The 17,615-nt window shown below is 68.6% G+C and carries 16 protein-coding genes; 9 read left to right on the plus strand and 7 right to left on the minus strand.

The window, feature by feature from the left end:
- Nucleotides 1–327 precede the first annotated feature (327 nt).
- Nucleotides 328–1,302, plus strand: coding sequence for a non-homologous end-joining DNA ligase (gene ligD, locus AB0J62_RS08760; RefSeq protein WP_363866072.1), 975 nt, complete (start codon nt 328–330; stop codon nt 1,300–1,302).
- A gap of 20 nt (nt 1,303–1,322) precedes the next feature.
- Here the strand turns inward: ligD and AB0J62_RS08765 are convergent, their stop codons facing one another.
- The 4 genes from AB0J62_RS08765 to mug all read right to left on the minus strand — a co-directional run bounded on the left by AB0J62_RS08765 (nt 1,323) and on the right by mug (nt 3,101).
- Nucleotides 1,323–1,763, minus strand: a complete 441-nt coding sequence (locus AB0J62_RS08765) for a hypothetical protein (protein WP_363866075.1) — start codon at nt 1,761–1,763, stop codon at nt 1,323–1,325.
- A gap of 226 nt (nt 1,764–1,989) precedes the next feature.
- Nucleotides 1,990–2,199 (minus strand): hypothetical protein, encoded by a 210-nt coding sequence (locus AB0J62_RS08770; RefSeq protein WP_363866078.1) that lies wholly within the window; start codon nt 2,197–2,199, stop codon nt 1,990–1,992.
- On the minus strand, nt 2,196–2,492 hold the full coding sequence (locus AB0J62_RS08775) for a hypothetical protein (RefSeq protein WP_363866081.1): 297 nt from the start codon (nt 2,490–2,492) through the stop codon (nt 2,196–2,198). The genes AB0J62_RS08770 and AB0J62_RS08775 overlap by 4 nt, the downstream gene beginning before the upstream one ends.
- Nucleotides 2,493–2,600: 108 nt before the next feature.
- Nucleotides 2,601–3,101 carry a G/U mismatch-specific DNA glycosylase gene (gene mug / locus AB0J62_RS08780; protein WP_363866084.1) on the minus strand — a complete coding sequence of 167 codons (501 nt, stop codon included), beginning with the start codon at nt 3,099–3,101 and terminating at the stop codon, nt 2,601–2,603.
- A gap of 63 nt (nt 3,102–3,164) precedes the next feature.
- Between mug and AB0J62_RS08785 the strand changes: the two genes are divergently transcribed.
- From AB0J62_RS08785 to AB0J62_RS08800, 4 genes are all read left to right on the plus strand, one after another.
- Nucleotides 3,165–3,905, plus strand: coding sequence for a Clp protease N-terminal domain-containing protein (locus AB0J62_RS08785; protein WP_363866087.1), 741 nt, complete (start codon nt 3,165–3,167; stop codon nt 3,903–3,905).
- A gap of 9 nt (nt 3,906–3,914) precedes the next feature.
- The gene (locus AB0J62_RS08790) at nt 3,915–5,192 is read left to right on the plus strand and encodes a serine hydrolase domain-containing protein (protein WP_363866090.1); all 1,278 of its coding nucleotides are present in this window, start codon (nt 3,915–3,917) and stop codon (nt 5,190–5,192) included.
- 45 nt (nt 5,193–5,237) lie between these two features.
- Nucleotides 5,238–6,635, plus strand: coding sequence for a sigma 54-interacting transcriptional regulator (locus AB0J62_RS08795; RefSeq protein WP_134097487.1), 1,398 nt, complete (start codon nt 5,238–5,240; stop codon nt 6,633–6,635).
- Between the two features lie 121 nt (nt 6,636–6,756).
- Nucleotides 6,757–8,712 (plus strand): VWA domain-containing protein, encoded by a 1,956-nt coding sequence (locus AB0J62_RS08800; protein WP_363866095.1) that lies wholly within the window; start codon nt 6,757–6,759, stop codon nt 8,710–8,712.
- On the opposite strand, the gene AB0J62_RS08805 is transcribed toward AB0J62_RS08800, so the two are convergent.
- Nucleotides 8,709–9,590 carry a cobalamin-binding protein gene (locus tag AB0J62_RS08805; RefSeq protein ID WP_363866098.1) on the minus strand — a complete coding sequence of 294 codons (882 nt, stop codon included), beginning with the start codon at nt 9,588–9,590 and terminating at the stop codon, nt 8,709–8,711. The genes AB0J62_RS08800 and AB0J62_RS08805 overlap by 4 nt on opposite strands.
- A gap of 320 nt (nt 9,591–9,910) precedes the next feature.
- On the opposite strand from AB0J62_RS08805, the gene ppdK reads away from it, so the two are divergent.
- The 3 genes from ppdK to AB0J62_RS08820 all read left to right on the plus strand — a co-directional run bounded on the left by ppdK (nt 9,911) and on the right by AB0J62_RS08820 (nt 13,769).
- Nucleotides 9,911–12,571, plus strand: coding sequence for a pyruvate, phosphate dikinase (ppdK, locus tag AB0J62_RS08810; protein ID WP_363866101.1), 2,661 nt, complete (start codon nt 9,911–9,913; stop codon nt 12,569–12,571).
- Nucleotides 12,564–13,343 (plus strand): class I SAM-dependent methyltransferase, encoded by a 780-nt coding sequence (locus AB0J62_RS08815; RefSeq protein ID WP_363866104.1) that lies wholly within the window; start codon nt 12,564–12,566, stop codon nt 13,341–13,343. The genes ppdK and AB0J62_RS08815 overlap by 8 nt, the downstream gene beginning before the upstream one ends.
- A gap of 147 nt (nt 13,344–13,490) precedes the next feature.
- Nucleotides 13,491–13,769 carry a muconolactone Delta-isomerase family protein gene (locus AB0J62_RS08820; protein ID WP_363866107.1) on the plus strand — a complete coding sequence of 93 codons (279 nt, stop codon included), beginning with the start codon at nt 13,491–13,493 and terminating at the stop codon, nt 13,767–13,769.
- Between the two features lie 28 nt (nt 13,770–13,797).
- Here AB0J62_RS08820 and AB0J62_RS08825 read toward each other — a convergent pair whose 3' ends face one another.
- Complete coding sequence (locus AB0J62_RS08825; protein WP_363866110.1) at nt 13,798–15,027, minus strand: hypothetical protein; 1,230 nt, start codon at nt 15,025–15,027, stop codon at nt 13,798–13,800.
- A 174-nt stretch (nt 15,028–15,201) separates the two neighbouring features.
- Between AB0J62_RS08825 and AB0J62_RS08830 the strand changes: the two genes are divergently transcribed.
- Nucleotides 15,202–16,728 carry a UDP-N-acetylglucosamine 1-carboxyvinyltransferase gene (locus tag AB0J62_RS08830; protein WP_134097501.1) on the plus strand — a complete coding sequence of 509 codons (1,527 nt, stop codon included), beginning with the start codon at nt 15,202–15,204 and terminating at the stop codon, nt 16,726–16,728.
- Here the strand turns inward: AB0J62_RS08830 and AB0J62_RS08835 are convergent.
- On the minus strand, nt 16,693–17,559 hold the full coding sequence (locus tag AB0J62_RS08835) for an alpha/beta hydrolase (protein ID WP_363866115.1): 867 nt from the start codon (nt 17,557–17,559) through the stop codon (nt 16,693–16,695). The two genes, AB0J62_RS08830 and AB0J62_RS08835, sit on opposite strands and share 36 nt — an antisense overlap.
- Nucleotides 17,560–17,615: the final 56 nt, after the last annotated feature.

The following is a 17,615-nucleotide window of genomic DNA, read 5'->3' on the forward strand; positions in this document are numbered from 1 at the left end:
CTGCGCGGACGTGCCGTGCGGGTGAACAACCCGCCCAGCGGGCGAACACCCGGCGTGCGGGCGAACAACCCGCCCTGTCGGCGAACAATCGGCCCTGGAGGGCGAACCCCTCCCTCCGCGGACGTGCCGTGCGGGCGAACACCCGGCGTGCGGGCGAACAACCCGCCCAGCGGGCGAACCCCCTGCGCGGACGTGTCGTGCGGCGAGCAACCCGCGCTGCGGGCGAGCAACCCGCCGTGCGGGGGAACGACCCGCGCAGTGGGGGACGGTCACGTGGGGGTGGTGAGTGGGGTTCTCGGGGGAGCTTGGGGCTTCTAAGCTCTGGGGATGGCGAGTAAGCCGGATGAGACGCGGGACGGCGTCGACCTGACCAACTTGGATCAGCCGTTGTTCGACGGGGCGGAGGCGACCAAGCGGGATCTGGTCGACTACTTGGACGCGGTGAACGAGCGGATCCTCCCGGAGTTGCGGGAGCGGCCGTTGTCGGTGATCCGGATCCGGCCGGGGCAGCCCAAGTTCATGCAGAAAAATGTCCCGAAGTACACGCCGGACTGGGTGAAGACCGTGAAGGTCTGGGCCGAGGCGTCGAAACGCGAGGTGTCCTACGCGTTGTGCGACGACCGCCGGACGCTGCTGTGGTTCGCCAACCAGCGTGCGGTCGAGTACCACCCGACGCTGATGCGCGCCGACCGCTGGGACCGCGTCACGCATCTCGTCCTCGACCTCGACCCGCCGGAGGGCGAGACGTTCGCGATGGCGGTGCAGGCGGCGTTGCTCGTACGTCAGGCGCTGACCGACTCCGGCCTGTCCGGCGCGGTCAAGACGAGCGGCGCGAAGGGCGTGCACGTGATCGTGCCGATCGTCGACACCGTGTCGATCGAGGACGCCGCGGCCGCGACCAGGGCGGTCGCGGCGCGGGCCGAGAAAGTCGATCCGTCGATCGCGACAACGGCGTACATCAAGGAGGACCGGCACGGGAAGGTGTTCGTCGACTCGACGCGTTCCGGTGGCGCGACGGTCGTTGCCGCGTACAGCCCGCGGGTCCGGCCCGGTACGACGGTCTCGTATCCGGTCGGCTGGGACGACCTGGAGAGCGTGACCCCGCGCGACTTCACCGTCCGGAACGCGATCCAACTGCTGGGCGACGCCGACCCGTGGGCCGACCAGCTCCCGGCGCCGCAGGACCTTCCCGAGGACCTCTTGGAAGAGGGCCGCGCGATCCCGGTCGCCCGAGTCGTCGCCATGCACGAAGGCAAACGCCGCAAACGCGCCCGCGAGGCCGAAGAAAAGTCGGACGAGTAGCTACACCTCGGCTGCGGTAGTCAACTCGAGCGCTTCCTGCGGTACGTCGGGATGCGGGCGACCGCGGCCAGGACGGCGGCTGGCTGCCGCGAGTGCCCTGCCGACGCGACGACCGCCTGGTACGCCAAGGCTCGATCATCGGCGTCCGGCTGCGCGATCTCCGGCTCGAGCAGCGCGAAGGCCTCGTCGTACGGCAGTAACGCGGTGATCTGCCAGCGCGAATGATTGCCCTCAGCAACCGCTGGCACGGTGAGCATCCGTCGCGTCTGCTCGAAGCGCAGCTGTCGGGGGAGCAGGGCGAGCAGCTCGGTGGACAGCACGATCTGCCCGAGGTCGACGGCGCCGGTGCTGCCCTCGAACACAGCGGCGCGGCGGGACGGCGGCAGCAACCGAGCAGGTCGGGCAGGATCGGCTACGACGGTCGCCCGAGCGCGATCAGCTCGTCGTCCGAGTAGCGACACAGCCGTCGGCGTACCGCAGGGGTGAGGGCATTGGGCAACGACCAGGCCCGCTCCGGTTTGAGCAGGATCCGCAATACCGCCGCAGGGCGGCGTTCAGCAGTCGGCCGGGTGCCGAGGTGAATGCCGAAGGCAACTGATCCGGGACCAGCGCGGTTGTCAGCAGCGCCGCGACCTGCGCCGGGTCGTGCTCGAGCGCGCCGATGCCGCCGTACGCCGCGCCTTGCCATCACTCGTCCCGATCCGGACCGGACGGGAGCGTGCTGTGCGCCTGGGCGAGAACGACCTTCGGATGCCGCGCCCCGAGCCGCTCCCACTCGCCGGGACCGAGGATGCAGGCGAGCTCGGTCAACAGACGCTCGACGGTCTCGCCGTCCGTGCTGGAGAGCAGACTCGCCGCGGCACGGTCGCCCCAGCGTTCACGGTGGTCGTCGATCAACCGCGCGGCGAGCGTGGACGACCGGTCTTGCGGATCACGTGCCGGAGCTTGGTGCGCAGTACGGCGGGCGCGTCGTCGTACAGGATCCGCAGATCGTCGTCCGAGACCGGGACGCCCCTGCCAACCGCCGCGAGGGCTCGGTGCTGCACCGCCGGCGTCGGGTCGTTGAGCAGCCGCGTCACGTAGCCGACCTCGCCTGTGACCTGCGCGATCGTCACGCCAAGAGTCCGCTCGTACGGCGTACCTACCGCGAGTTCACGCAGCAGCTCGGCGAGATCTGTTGTCCCGCGCAACCGCCCACATTCGAGCGCAACCTGCCGAAGCCGTTCGCCGTACGGAAGCTAGTCGATGGCTCGCAGCAGGTCGGAGGCTCGCATGCGCGCATCCTGCCGAAGCACCGGTCAACTGACCCGCCGGAGCTCCGCGAACGCCTCGGCCAGCTTTGGCAAGGTGTAGTGCGCGTTCAGGCCGCTCGGGTTCGGGAGGACCCAGATGCGAGTGGTGCCGATCATGCGGTCCTGCTTGCCGACGGTCGCCGTACGGTCGGCGAAGGCGTCGCGGTAGGCGGTGACGCCGAGGACGGCAAGCCACTCGGGCTGGAGCTCGAGCACCTTCGCCACCAGATTCTCGCCGCCGGCGACGAGGTCCGCGCGGGTGAGCTCGTCGGCCCGCGCGCTCGGCTTGTCGACGACATTGGTGATGCCGAGGCCGTACTCCAGCAGCTCGCTCTGCTCGGCCGGCTTGAGCTGCCGCGGGGTGAAGCCGCTCAGCTGCAGCGCCGGCCAGAACCGATTGCCGGGCCGCGCGAAGTGGTGCCCGGTCGCCGCCGACATCAACCCCGGATTGATCCCACAGAACAACACCCGCAGGCCGGGCCTGATCACATCGGGCAGCGCTTGCATGGGAAGAACCTACCTCGTCAACCCAGGGTTGACGAGCCGTGGTCGTCAACCTAAGGTTGACGCATGACTCCTGGACCTGATCTGCAGCAGCTCATCACGATGATCAAGACCGACGCCGGCAGCGACGACGAGCTCGCGCAGCTCGCCACCGCCGCCGCGACGATCAGCGAATTGACCACCACCGGCGACGCCGCGCTCGGGTTCTTCGTCGACCGGGCTCGCGGCGCGGGGAAGTCGTGGGTCGAGATCAGCGCGGTGCTAGGCGTCAGCAAGCAGGCCGCGCACAAGCGCTTCGCGGACTCCTGGACCGCGCGGCCGGCCTTCGAGCGGTACACGCAGCGGGCGCGCTCGGTGGTGCAGGCCGCCGCGGACATCGCCCGCGCCCGCAACCACAACTTCGTCGGCACCGAGCACCTCCTGCTCGGGATGTACAAGGAACCGGGCGCGATCGCGGCCAAGGTGCTCCTCAACCACGGCATCACCGAGGAGTCGGTGCTCCAGGCCGTCAACGCCGCGAGCCCGGCCGCCGAGCCGCCGACTGAGCCGTCAACCGAGCAGTCGACCGAATCGAAGGACCTCGACGCCGAGAACCCGCCGTACACCCGACGCGCCGCACACGTCCTCCAGGGCGCGGTCGGAGAAGCCCTGACACTGGGCCACAACTACGTCGGCACCGAGCATCTCCTGCTGGCCTTCTACCGCGACCAGGCCGGCATCGCCACGAAGATCCTGCTCGAGCAGGGCCTGGACGAGTCGGCGGCGTGGGCCGATATTCGCGCGGCGCTGGAGGCTTTCACGAAGTAGGTTGGGCGCATGCCTGACTGGTCTGCGCGGTTGAACGAGTTGGCGGTAGCGGCCGAGGTGCCCGGGGCGGTGCTCGGCATCTGGCAGGACGGCGCGACCACGATCACGCCGTACGGCGTGCTGAACACCGCGACCGGGGTGGAGACCACCGCCGACTCGCTCTTCCAGATCGGCTCGATCAGCAAGCCGTGGACCGGGACGATGATCGTCCAGCTCGCCGCCGAGGGCCGCCTGCAGCTCGACGACCCGGTGGTGAAGCTGTTGCCCGAGGCCCCTATTGATCCGCGAATCACGGTCCGTCACCTGCTCACCCATACCAGCGGTGTCGACGGCGATCTGTTCACCGACACCGGCCGCGGCGACGACTGCCTGGAGCGGTACGTCGCTCTGCTCGCCGACGTGGAGCAGCTGTTCGAGCCGGGTACGGCGTACTCGTACTGCAACGCCGGATTCGTTGTCCTGGGCCGGCTGATCGAGGTACTCGACGGCCGGACGTGGGACGAATCGTTGCGGGCGCGCCTGGTCGAGCCGCTCGGCCTCACGCACACCGTCACCTTGCCCGAGGAGGCGATCCTCTACCGGGCCGCCCGCGGTCACACGGCCGAGGACGGCTCGCCGGTCAAGACGTGGCAGCTGCCGCGCAGCATCGGCCCAGCCGGGCTCGTCGCGGCGACCGCCGACAACCTGCTCGAGTTTGCCCGGATGCATCTGGACGACGAGAAGTACGCCGGCATGCAGGAGCCGCAGGTGCCGTTCGCGGGCGGGATCGGCGGCTTCGTCGACCTCGGTCTGACCTGGCGGATCTACGACTGGGACGGTCGCCGGATCTTCGGTCACGACGGCTCGACGATCTCGCAGACGGCCTTCCTCCGGGTCGATCCGGAGGCCCGGCTGATCATGTGCCTGCTGACGAACTCCGGCAACGGGACCAGGCTGTTCGAGCCGCTCGCATCCGAGGTGTTCCAGCACTATGTCGGGGTCAGCCACCCGCCCGCGCCACAACCGGTCGACGGTCCGGTTCACGACCGCCATGTCGGGCGATACGAGCGCGCGAGCGTGCGGCTGGACGTCGCTCGGCGTGGAGACCGGCTGGTTCTGACCGAGCAGGCGACGGGGGATCGGCTGGCGTTCGCCGAGGAGCCGGTGCACGAGTACGACGTACTGCCGACGGAGCCGCTCGACGGGGACCATTTCGTCACCCGTTACTCTCCGGAGCACCCGTGGGTCCCGCTGACCTTCACGCCGACCCACCTGTTCACCTCAGGTCGGGTGACGCCCAGGCGCTGAGATAAACGAGGTGCATTCTGGGGTGACCGAGCTAACGTCTTCAGCGTGACTAGTGCACCTGCTGAACTTCCCCGTAAGGCTGGTGACCTCCGGGCCGCCGGCTATCTGCCCCGGTCGATCAAGGCCGAAATCCGTGACAACCTGCTGAAACAACTCCGGGCCGGACGTGATCCGTGGCCCGGCATCGTCGGATTCACCCGCACGGTGATTCCGCAGCTCGAGCGCGCGCTGCTCGCCGGGCACGACGTCGTACTGCTCGGTGAGCGTGGCCAGGGCAAGACCCGGCTGCTGCGCACACTGGTCGGGCTGCTCGACGAGTGGACCCCGGTGATCGAGGGCGCGGAGCTGCCCGAGCACCCGCTCGACCCGATCACGCCGGCCTCGCGCCGCCGCGCCGCCGAGCTCGGCGACGATCTGCCGGTCGCCTGGCTGCACCGCGACCTGCGGTACGCCGAGAAGCTGGCAACGCCGGACACCTCTGTCGGTGACCTGATCGGCGACGTGGACCCGGTGAAGGTTGCCGAGGGCCGCAGCCTCGGCGACCCCGAAACCATCCACTTCGGCCTGGTCCCGCGCTCGCACCGCGGCATCGTCGCGATCAACGAGCTGCCCGACCTCGCCGAGCGCATCCAGGTCGCGTTGCTGAACGTGATGGAGGAGCGCGACATCCAGGTCCGCGGGTACACGCTGCGGCTGCCGCTCGACGTGTTGCTGGTGGCAACGGCCAACCCGGAGGACTACACCAACCGCGGCCGCATCATCACGCCACTGAAGGATCGGTTCGGCGCCGAGGTCCGGACCCACTACCCGCTCGACATCGACGCCGAGGTCGACGTGATCCGGCAGGAGGCCGAGTTCACCGCCGAGGTCGGCGAGCCCCTGCTCGAGGTGCTGGCGCGGTTCGTCCGGCACCTGCGCGAGTCGACCGCGATCGACCAGCGGTCGGGTGTGTCCGCCCGGTTCGCGGTCGCCGCGGCCGAGACGATCGCCGCCGCGGCGTTGCGCCGGAGCGCGATCACCGGCGAGACGCCGGCCGTCGCGCGGCCGGTGGACCTCGAGGCGGTGCCCGCGGTACTGCGGGGCAAGCTCGAGTTCGAGCCCGGTGAGGAAGGACGCGAGATCGAACTGCTCGAGTACCTGCTGCGCCGGTCGGTGGCCGACACGGCACGCGAGCGTTTCGCCGGTCTCGACCTGACTCCGCTCGCCCACGCGGTTGCCGATGGCAACCTTGTGACCACCGGTGAGCGGGTGCCCGGCCGGGACGTGCTGGCCGCGTTGCCCGAGCTGCCCGTCCTGCATGACGTCGCGGCCCGGGCCGGTGTCGAGCCGGACGACTCGTCCGGACGGATCGCCGCCGCCGTCGAGCTCGCACTGGAGATGCTCTACCTGTCGAAACGAGTAGCCAAGGACGCCGACGACGACACCACGGTCTACGGAGCCTGATCATGACTGTGTTGAATGCCGCGACTGCGTCGCGGGCGTCATGGGGCTCTTACTCCCGGTCTTCCCTCGTCGCTCCGGTCGCTTCGCTCCCTGCGCTCCTCAGTCCAGACCGGGAGGCCCCATGACCATTCCCGAAGGCTGGTCTTACGGGCCGTGGCATGACGGGCCTGACCCGCTCAAGGCGCCCGCGGATCTGCGGGACGCGCTCGACGAGATCGGCCGCGACGTGATGAACGGTTCGTCGCCCCGGTCCGCGCTGGAGGAGTTGCTGCGGCGCGGCACCCGGAACACCCAGGGTCTGGACGACCTGAGTCGCCGCTTGTGGGAGCGCCGCCGCGAGATCGAGCGGCGGCACAACCTCGACGGCACGCTGCGCGACGTCCAGCGGTTGCTGAACGAGGCGCTCGAGGCGGAGCGGCACGAGCTGTTCCCGAACCCGTCCGACGACGCTCGCTTCCGGGAGGCTCAGCTCGACGCGCTCCCGTCCGGCACGGCGGCCGCCGTACGCGAGCTGGCCAACTACGACTGGCAATCGTCGGACGCGCGGGCGAAGTACGAGGAGATCCGTGAACTGCTCGGGCGCGAGCTGCTCGGGTCGCGGTTCGAGGGCATGAAGGAGGCGCTGCAGCAGACCACGCCCGAGGACGTCGAGGCGATCAACGAGATGCTGACCGACCTCAACGCGCTGCTCGCGGCGCACGCACAGGGCCGGCCCGAGGTGCCGGAGCTGTTCGAGGAGTTCATGGCCAAGCACGGCGAGTTCTTCCCGGAGAACCCGCAGAACGTCGAGGAGCTCATCGACGTACTCGCGCAGCGGGCAGCCGCGGCGCAGCGGATGATGAACTCGATGACCGCCGAGCAACGCGCCGAGCTGATGGAGCTGTCCCAGCAGGCCTTCGGCAGTCCGCAACTCGCGCAGCAACTGGCCCAGCTGGATGCTCAGTTGCAGTCGCTGCGGCCGGGCGAAGACTGGTACGGCTCGGAGCAGCTGAGTGGTGAGGACCCGCTCGGCCTCGCCGAGGGCGCGCGGGCCATGTCCGATCTCGCCGAGCTGGATGCGCTGGCCGAGCAGCTGGCGCAGTCGTATCCGGGAGCGCGGCTCGAGGACATCGACCTCGACGCGCTCACGCGTCAACTAGGCGACGAGGCAACGGTCGACGCGCGACGGCTGAGCGAGCTGGAGCGGCAGTTGCGCGATCAGGGTCTGATCGAGCGGGCGCCGGACGGTTCGCTGCGGTTGTCTCCGAAGGCCTTGCGTCAGCTTGGTCAGACGGCGTTGGCCGACGTACTGCGGGCTGCCCGTGGGTCCGGTGAGCGGGATGCCGCCAACGCTGGCGCGGCCGGTGAGCTGAGCGGGTCGACGCGACAGTGGGAGTTCGGCGACACCCAGCCGTGGGACGTGCCGCGGACGGTGCGCAACGCCGTACTGCGGACCGCGCACACCGGCGGTGGCGGCGTGAAGCTCGACGTGGCGGATGTGGAGATCGCGGAGACCGAGCATCGTGCTCGCGCCGCGGTCGCGTTGCTTGTCGACACGTCGTGGTCGATGGTCCAGGAGGGCCGCTGGTTGCCGATGAAGCGTACGGCGCTCGCGCTGCACCAACTCATCTCGACCCGCTACCGCAACGACGCACTCCAGCTGATCACCTTCGGCCGGTACGCCGGAGTGGTGGAGCTCCCGCAGCTGATTGGCATGGAAGGTACCTGGGAGCAGGGCACCAACGCGCACCACGCACTGCTCCTCGCCGGACGTCACCTTCGTCGCCACCCGGACGCCCAGCCGGTCGTCCTGATGGTGACCGACGGCGAGCCGACCGCTCATCTCGAGCCCGACGGCACGGCCGAATTCTCGTACCCACCCGAGCCGGCCACGCTCCGCAAGACGATCTTCGAGGTCGACCGCCTGGCCAAACTAGGCGCCTCCCTGACTGTCTTCCGCCTGGGCGACGACCCGCGCCTCAACGCCTTCGTCGACCTGTTGGCCCGCCGCAGCGGCGGCCGAGTCCTCGCCCCCGACCCCGACGGCCTCGGCGCCGCCGTCGTCGGCGACTACCTGAGAACCCGCCGCAAGCTCTAACGCAACCTGATCGCGTGATCCGGGTCCCCGCCCCGGAGGATGGCAGCCAGTACTTCGATGCCGTCCACCAGGCGGGGACCCGGTCGCGCGAAGTACCCGTTCGCGTCGACGGCCCAGACCGGGACGTCGGCCGGGAGCCGAGGCAGCAACTCCGCGGTCAGCTTCGCAGCGCCATCGAGGTCGAACCCGCACGGCGCCGACACGACCACATCGGGCCGCCCCGCCGCGACCTCCTCCCAGGTGATCGCGGTCGACCGCGCACCTGCGCTCCCGAGCACGCCGGTCCCACCTGCCAAGGTCACCATCTCCGGCAACCAATGCCCCGGCGCGAACGGCGGATCAGTCCACTCGAGCAACGCGACCCGCGGCAGGCCGTTCTGCTGCCGGGCCCCGTCGTCCTCCGGACGTGGTCCAAGCCGCTCCAGCCTGGCTCGCAGGCTTCCTACCAGGCTTGCCGCCTCGCGGTTAATCGCCTTTGCGATGGTTTCGATCGACGTGAGGACCTCGTCGAGGGTGTGCGGATCCGTGGTGACCACCTCGGCCCGACAGCCCAAGTAGTCGAGCGCCTCCGACACCTCGTCCACGTCGATCGCGCACACCGCGCAGAGGTCTTGGGTGATCACCACATCCGGTGCGAGTTCGCGCAGAGCGCCGGCGTCCAGGTGGTACAGATCCTCTCCGGCGGCGACCTTCCGTCGTACGACGGCATCGATCTCCCCGGGAGTCAATCCAGCGGGCAGCGCCGTCGTCGACACGATGCGGCGCCCGCGCGCGTCCGCCGGATAGTCGCACTCGAACGTCACCCCGACGACGTCATCACCGCCGCCGAGCGCGAAGCAGATCTCGGTCGCGGAGGGAAGCAGGGAGACGATGCGCACCTGGCCGACTCTAGCTGGCGGACCCCTCTGTACCCGACCGAACAGGCTAGAAGACAAGCCCTGTACCCCGACCAAACAGGCTTGAAGCGTTCTGCCTGTGATTCATTCTGAGACAAACCGATTGTCTCGCGTTGTCAACCAGGGAAGGGTTTTCCGGCCTTCGACCTGTGGGAAGGGTCACGTCGGCATCGTGAGACCAGTGTTCAACTGGACTGGTTTTTAGGCTTACCCTGAAAGCACGCCCCCGCCGCCGGAGTCGACGGGCCAGCGGGCCATCTTCCCGCGCCTGAAAACACCCGCCTGCAACCCAGGGAGTGACCGTGCCGAAACTCGTCTACGACTTTGCCGAAGGCAATAAGGACATGAAACAGCTGCTCGGCGGGAAGGGGGCGAACCTGGCCGAGATGACCAACCTCGGCCTGCCGGTGCCCCCCGGCTTCACCATCACCGCCGACGCCTGCCGCGCGTACCTGGAGACCGGCGCGGTGCCGGCCGAGCTCGCCGACGAGATCGACAAGCACGTCGATCTGCTGCAGCAGAGGATGGGCAAGAAGCTCGGCCAGGCCGACGACCCGCTGCTCGTCTCGGTGCGCTCCGGCGCGGCCGTGTCGATGCCCGGCATGATGGAGACCGTCCTCAACGTCGGCCTGAACGACGACTCGGTGAACGGTCTCGCCCACCACTCGGGCAACCCGCGCTTCGCCTGGGACGCGTACCGCCGACTGATCCAGATGTTCGGCAAGACCGTGCTCGGCATGGACGGCGACGTCTTCGAGGACGCGATCGACAAAGCCAAGCAGGCCAAGGGCACCAGCAACGACCTCGACCTGGACGCCGACGATCTGAAGGCGCTGGTCGAGACGTTCAAGCAGGCCGTCCACGACCACACCGGCCGCGAGTTCCCGCAGGACCCGCGGACCCAGATGGACCTGGCGACCGAGGCGGTCTTCCGCTCGTGGAACTCCGACCGCGCGATCCTCTACCGCCGCCAGGAGCGGATCCCGACCGACCTCGGCACGGCGGTCAACATCTGCTCGATGGTCTTCGGCAACCTCGGCATGGACTCCGGCACCGGCGTCGCGTTCACCCGCGATCCCTCCACCGGACAGCCCGGTGTGTACGGCGACTACTTGCAGAACGCGCAGGGCGAGGACGTCGTCGCGGGCATCCGCAACACCGTTCCGCTCGCGGACCTCGAGCAGATCGACAAGACGTCGTACGACGACTTGATGGAGATCATGGCCACCCTCGAGGGGCACTACCGAGACCTGTGCGACATCGAGTTCACGATCGAGCGCGGCAAGCTGTGGATGCTGCAGACCCGGGTCGGCAAGCGGACCGCGGCGGCGGCGTTCCGGATCGCGACGAGCCTGGTCGACGAAGGCGTGATCGACACCGACGAGGCGCTCAAGCGCGTCAAGGGCGCGCAGCTCGCCCAGCTGATGTTCCCGCGCTTCGACGCGGACGCCGAGAAGGACCTGATCACCAAGGCGATCGGGGCGTCGCCGGGCGCCGCGTCGGGCAAGGTCGTGTTCACGTCGGCCGCCGCGGTCGAGGCCGCGGACCGCGGCGAGAAGGTGATCCTGGTACGCCGCGAGACGAACCCGGACGACCTGCACGGCATGATCGCGGCGCAGGGCATCCTGACCAGCCGCGGCGGCAAGACCTCGCACGCGGCCGTGGTCGCGCGGGGTATGGGCAAGACCTGTGTCTGCGGCGCCGAGGACCTGGACGTTAATGTTGCCCAAGGCACCATTAAGGTCAACGGCACGATCATGGAGGCCGGTGAGCTGATCTCGATCGACGGCACGACCGGCGAGGTCTTCCGCGGCGAGGTCCCGGTCGTCCCCTCACCGGTCGTCCAGTACTTCGAGGGCACGCTCGCCCCGGACGCCGGCGATGAACTCGTCGCCTCGGTGCACCGGCTGATGACCCACGCGGACGAGGTACGACGGCTCGGCGTACGGACCAATGCGGACACCGCGGACGACGCTGCGCGGGCGCGGCGGTTCGGGGCCGAGGGGATCGGGTTGTGCCGGACCGAGCACATGTTCCTGGGGGAGCGGCGCGAGTCCGTCGAGCGGCTGATCCTCGCGGACACCGACACTGATCGCGAGGCGGCGCTGGCCGAGCTGGAGCCCTTGCAGCGCGGGGACTTCCTCGAGCTGCTGGGCGCGATGGACGGTCTACCGGTCACGATCCGGCTCATCGACCCGCCGCTGCACGAGTTCCTGCCCTCTATGGAGGAGCTCGCGGTGAAGGTCGCCGTTGCACGCGAGCGCGGCGAGGACCCGGGCCACGACGCGGCCCTGCTCGCGGCGGTCCAGCGACTGCACGAGCAGAACCCGATGCTCGGCCTGCGCGGCGTGCGGCTCGGGCTGGTCGTCCCCGGCCTGTTCGCGATGCAGGTACGGGCGATTGCCTCGGCGGCGAAGGAACTGCGGGCCAAGGGCAAGGATCCGCGGCCGGAGGTCATGATCCCGCTGGTGGGCGCCGTACAGGAACTGCACCTGGCCCGCGACGAGGTCGAACGTGTCCTCGCCGAGGTCGGCGTGGATCGGGAGATCCCGATCGGCACGATGATCGAGCTGCCGCGGGCCGCGGTGATCGCGGACCAGATCGCGGAGGCGGCCGACTTCTTCTCGTTCGGCACCAACGACCTGACCCAGACCACCTGGGGCTTCAGCCGCGACGATGTCGAGAGCGCGTTCTTCTCGCGGTACCTCGAGAAGGGCATCTTCGCGGTGTCGCCGTTCGAGTCGATCGACCGCGAAGGTGTCGGCGCGCTGGTTCGGACCGGTGTGGATCGCGGGCGCGCGACCAAGCCCGACCTCAAGCTCGGCATCTGCGGCGAGCACGGCGGCGACCCGGACAGCATCCACTTCTTCCACGACGTCGGTCTCGACTACGTCTCCTGCTCGCCGTTCCGTATTCCGGTGGCGCGCCTGGAAGCCGGCCGGGCAGCATTGGCGGGTGAGTAGACAGAGTCTCCGGCAGACCTTCGGCGAGGACGCGGACCTGTACGACCGCGTCCGACCCACCTATCCGCCTGAACTCTTCGACGCCTTGGCCGCCATCGTCGGCGACCACCCACGCGTCCTCGAACTCGGCCCCGGCACCGGCCAGGCAACCTCCGCCATGGTGGAGCGAGCCTGGCCGGTCACCGCTGTCGAACTCAGCCCTGCGCTCGCAGAGGTTCTCCGGCGCAAACACCCGACGATCGACGTGATTGTCGCGGACTTCGACACCTTGGAACTGCCCGCGCAATCGTTCGACCTGGTCATCTCCGCGACCGCGTTCCACTGGCTCGATCCTGCGACGCGCGTGCAGCGGTGCGTGGACCTGCTGCGGCCGGGTGGTGCGCTGGCCGTCGTGTCGACGCATCATGTCGCGGGTGGGAGTGAGCAGTTCTTCGTCGATGTGCAGTCCTGCTACGACCGATTCACCGACGACCCCGCCGCGAATGGATTACCCGCCGCGGACGACGTACCGAAAGATCCGGAAGGGTTCGAACGCTCCGGGCTATTCGGGTCCGTCGAGTTCCGCGGATATGTCTGGGATGCGGACTATTCGGCCGCGGAGTACCTCGAACTTTTGTCGTCGTACTCCGGTCATCGGGCCTTGACAAGCGAGCGGCGTGACGGACTGTACGGCTGTATCAGCGCTCTCATCGAGTCCGCCGGGGGCTCGATCACGAAGCGTTATATGAATCAACTGTCTGTAGGAATTTCTCTTAACCAACCCCTTGCGTAGCGGGTCGCGGACTGGTGAAATAACCGGGCGGGAAGGGAGATCACTCGTCGACTTTCGGGTCTGACCTGAACCAGCCGCTGTGGCGGCTCGTGACTCCCTTTCCCGCACCAAATCCCCTTGGTTTCTTGGTCGATGTAGGGTTTCGGCATGGCCCTTTATGTCGTGCAGCTGCGCTTCGATCTCGCCGACACCGACCGTCGTCTCGAGGTCCGTCCGGCGCACCGCGAGTACCTCACCGAGCTGAAGGAAGCCGGCAAGCTCGTCGCCGCCGGCCCGTTCCCCGACCAGACCGGCGCCCTGCTCATCTACGACGTGGCCGACGAGGCCGAGCTCCGCGACATCCTCGCCAAGGATCCCTACACCCCGGCCGACGTCTACGAGATCGCCACGCTGTCCGAGTGGGAGCCCCTCTTCCCGATCGGCTAATGCCGGAGGCAGGCGAGGCCCGACGAAGTCAGGCCTCGGCGCCTTCGAGATCCAGGTGGTCGACGTACGCCCAGAGCCAGACGAGCGGAGCGAGAACCAGCTCGGGTTCGTTGTCCTCGTCGGCGATGAACAGCATCGACGCCTCGCCGTTCGTGATGTCCTCGATCACCGCCTCGCACATCTCGAGCGCGAGCTCGAACGGCAGCAGTCGCGGCCCGTTCTCCCAGCGGGGTTCGGGCAGCGGGAGCACCGGGGCCTCGTCGGTCCCGTCCAGCTCGACCGACACCTTCTGCAGCTCCTCGTAAAGGTCGTACGAGATCAGCCCGGCGCACGGACGCCCGTCCAGCCCGATCAGGTACGGGTCGTCGGCGCCTTCGCGGAAGATGTCGCGGATGTCCGGCAGCGCGGCTTTGAGATCAGTCGCCTCGAGGTACGGCGCTTCGTCGAGCTCCTCGTCCGTCTCGTCCGTGTCGACCTCGATCAGCCCGCTGCGCATCTGATCGAACTGATGCAGCAGCTGGTTCAACTCGTCGTGCGCCCCCGCCCCCGGCGCCTGCTGCGCCCGTGCCTCCAGGTCGCGGAGGTGCTCGATCAGGTCGTCCTCGAAGTGCAGTTCGTACCGCGGCAGGCCCGGCTCGCGGCCGGCGTTGATCTGCGCGACCAGCTGCGTCGACACCGGCCCGATCCGCTCGGCCAGTACCTCCAGCGGCGTGGTCGGCTTCTCCTCGTCGTCGTGCACGCAGGAGTCGTCCTCGCCCTTGCCGTCGCCCTCCATCGCGAGCAGCACCTGGAACGCCTGGAACGACAGCAGCGCCGCGGTCGCCATCGTCCCGTCGCCGATCAGCATCAGCGGATTCCCGCCGGCCTCGGTACGGCGTACGTGGTCGGACATCAGCGTCGCTGCCTGCTCGACGTTCACCTGACTGGCCAAGGACGACAGCCCGTGGTCCGTGTCCACTCCGAGCAGCTCGACCAGCCGCTCCGAGCTCATGTCGAAGTTCGAGCGCAGGTAATACCGCAGCCAGCCCGCGTCCACGGGGTTGCCGAGCAGCTCGGCGATCCGGGCGCGGAAGTCGGCCAGGTCGGCGATCGCCAGTACGACCAGCACCGGCTGGTCGCCGTCGCCGATCACCAACGGCCGGGTGTCACCGTTGTGGAACCCTTCGATCACCTGGTGCAGGCTGTCGGCGGCCGCCTCGAGCGGCCACGACTCCGCCTCGAACTCGTTGACCACCGCGGCGGAGGTGTCGTCGGGCATCTGTTGATCCTCTCCGGGGTGCGGCGGGAGTTGGGGGTAACTGTAGGCTGCGGGCGTTTCAGCAGGTCACACGGGTCCTCGGGACCCATGGACTTGGGTGGCGGGTGACATTCGCTACGCTGGCACCGGCGGGTCGGTGCAGAGGTATCTCACATGTGAGATAAGGTCCGGCGCATGACCGATGACTACCTGAGCCGGATCGGAAACCTCATCCGGGACGCCCGTAAGCATCGCGGCTGGACGCAGACGCAGCTCGCGGAAGTACTGAACACCAGCCAGAGTGCGGTGAACAGGATCGAGAAGGGTCATCAGAACCTCACCCTCGAGATGCTCGCCCGGATCGGCGAGGCGCTCGACTCCGAAATTGTCTCTCTCGGTGGAGGCCCGGTCCACCTTCGTGTGGCCGGTGGCCGCCAGCTTTCTGGATCCATCGACGTCAAGTCGAGCAAGAACGCCGGTGTCGCGCTGCTCTGCGCGAGCCTGCTGAACAAGGGCCGGACGACGCTGCGCAAGGTCGCGCGGATCGAAGAGGTGAACCGGCTCCTCGAGGTGCTGAACTCGATCGGCGTCCGCACTACTTGGCTGAACGACGCCGGCGACCTGGAGATCGTCCCGCCGGCCCACCTCGACCTGAGCTCGATGGACGCCGAGGCGGCCCGTCGTACCCGCTCCATCATCATGTTCCTCGGCCCGCTGCTGCACCGCGAGGACGCGTTCGAGCTGCCGTACGCCGGTGGCTGCGACCTCGGCACGCGGACCGTCGAACCGCACCTGACCGCGCTGCGCCCGTTCGGCCTCGAGGTGAAGGCGACCGGCGGGCAGTACCACGCACTGGTCAACCGCGCGATCACGCCGGGCAAGCCGATCGTGCTGACCGAACGCGGCGACACCGTGACCGAGAACGCGATCATGGCCGCCGCGCGGTACGACGGCGTCACCGTGATCCGCAACGCCAGCCCGAACTACATGGTCCAGGACCTGTGCTTCTACCTCGACCTGCTCGGCGTGAAGATCGACGGCATCGGTACGACGACGCTCACCGTCCACGGCCGCGCCGACATCGACGTGGACGTCGACTACGCGCCGTCCGAGGACCCGATCGAGGCGATGAGCCTGCTCACCGCGGCGATCGTGACCAAGTCCGAGATCACCATCCGGCGGGCGCCGGTGGAGTTCCTCGAGATCGAGCTCGCGCTGCTCGAGGAGATGGGGCTCGACTACGACCGCAGTACGGAGTACCTGGCCGAGAACGGCCGGACCCGGCTGGTCGACCTGACCACCCGGCCGTCGAAGCTGCACGCGCCGATCGACAAGATCCACCCGATGCCGTTCCCGGGGCTGAACATCGACAACCTGCCGTTCTTCGCGGTGATCGCGGCGATCGCGACCGGGCAGACGCTGATCCACGACTGGGTCTACGAGAACCGCGCGATCTACCTGACCGATCTGAACAAGCTCGGCGGCCGGGTCAAGCTGCTCGATCCGCACCGCGTCATGGTCGAAGGCCCGACGCACTTCTCCGGCACCGAGATGATGTGCCCGCCGGCGCTCCGCCCGGCCGTCGTCACGCTGATCGCGATGATGGCCGCGAAGGGTACGTCGGTCCTGCGCAGCGTCTACGTGATCAACCGCGGCTACGAGGACCTCGCCACCCGGCTCAACTCGCTAGGCGCTCAGATCGAGACCTTCCGAGACATCTGAGTCCTGCAGGCCATCTGAGTCCTGCAGGAAGGCGACCGCTTCGGCAATCACAGCCGGGTCCTGCAGGATCCGGCTGTGGCCGAGGCCGGTCGTCGGGTGGAGGTGCGCGTGCTCGCCGTAGTTGAGCAGCAGTACGCGCGCCTGCTCCGGGTCCACGACGTCGTCCTCGTCGTTGTGGACCACCAGCAACGGCGTCTTACCGGTCGCGACCGAGAACCGGTCCCAGATGGTGTGGTCGCCGTCGAAGTACCCGCGCTCGATCTCGCGCCGCAGCCGCTGGTTGACCTTCGGTCCTAGTCCGAGCTCTCGGCAGAACGAGTCGGCCAGGTAGCCGAAATCCGCCACGCCGCTCACCATCACCAGCCGCTTCGTGGCGACGCCTTCTTTCACTGCGTACAGCGCGAACGGGACGCCGAGCGAATGGGCGATCACGGCTTCGAACGGCCCGTGCCGTTCCTCGAGAGCGCGAATGATTCGCTGGTGCCCGAGGATCGACACGATCGGACCGGGGGAGTCGCCATGCCCGGGAGCGTCGTACGAGACCGGGCTGTACCCGAGCTCGAGCAGCCGCGTGATGAACCCGGCGTACCGCGAAGCACGTGACCGCCAGCCGTGGACGAGCAGCACCGGCCGCGTGCCGTCACCCCACGCATAGGTCAGCACGCCGCCGTCCACCGCCTCGACCCGCGCAGCCGTGTGGACGTCCAGCTCGCTGTCGCGGACCCGGCCGCGCGCGAGCGGGCGGCGCCAGAGTCCGAACGCGAGCCGGCCGCCGAGCCGGGGCGATACCGCTCCGATGGCCTGCAGTCCCGTGCCGATCAGCTTCCGCATGAACACCCTCCCCTAATTGTACGAACGGTCGTACTATTACTCTTGCATGAGGTCAT

Origin of the sequence: Kribbella sp. NPDC049584 (assembly GCF_040675555.1) — a bacterium.
Classification (GTDB): Bacteria; Actinomycetota; Actinomycetes; order Propionibacteriales; family Kribbellaceae; genus Kribbella.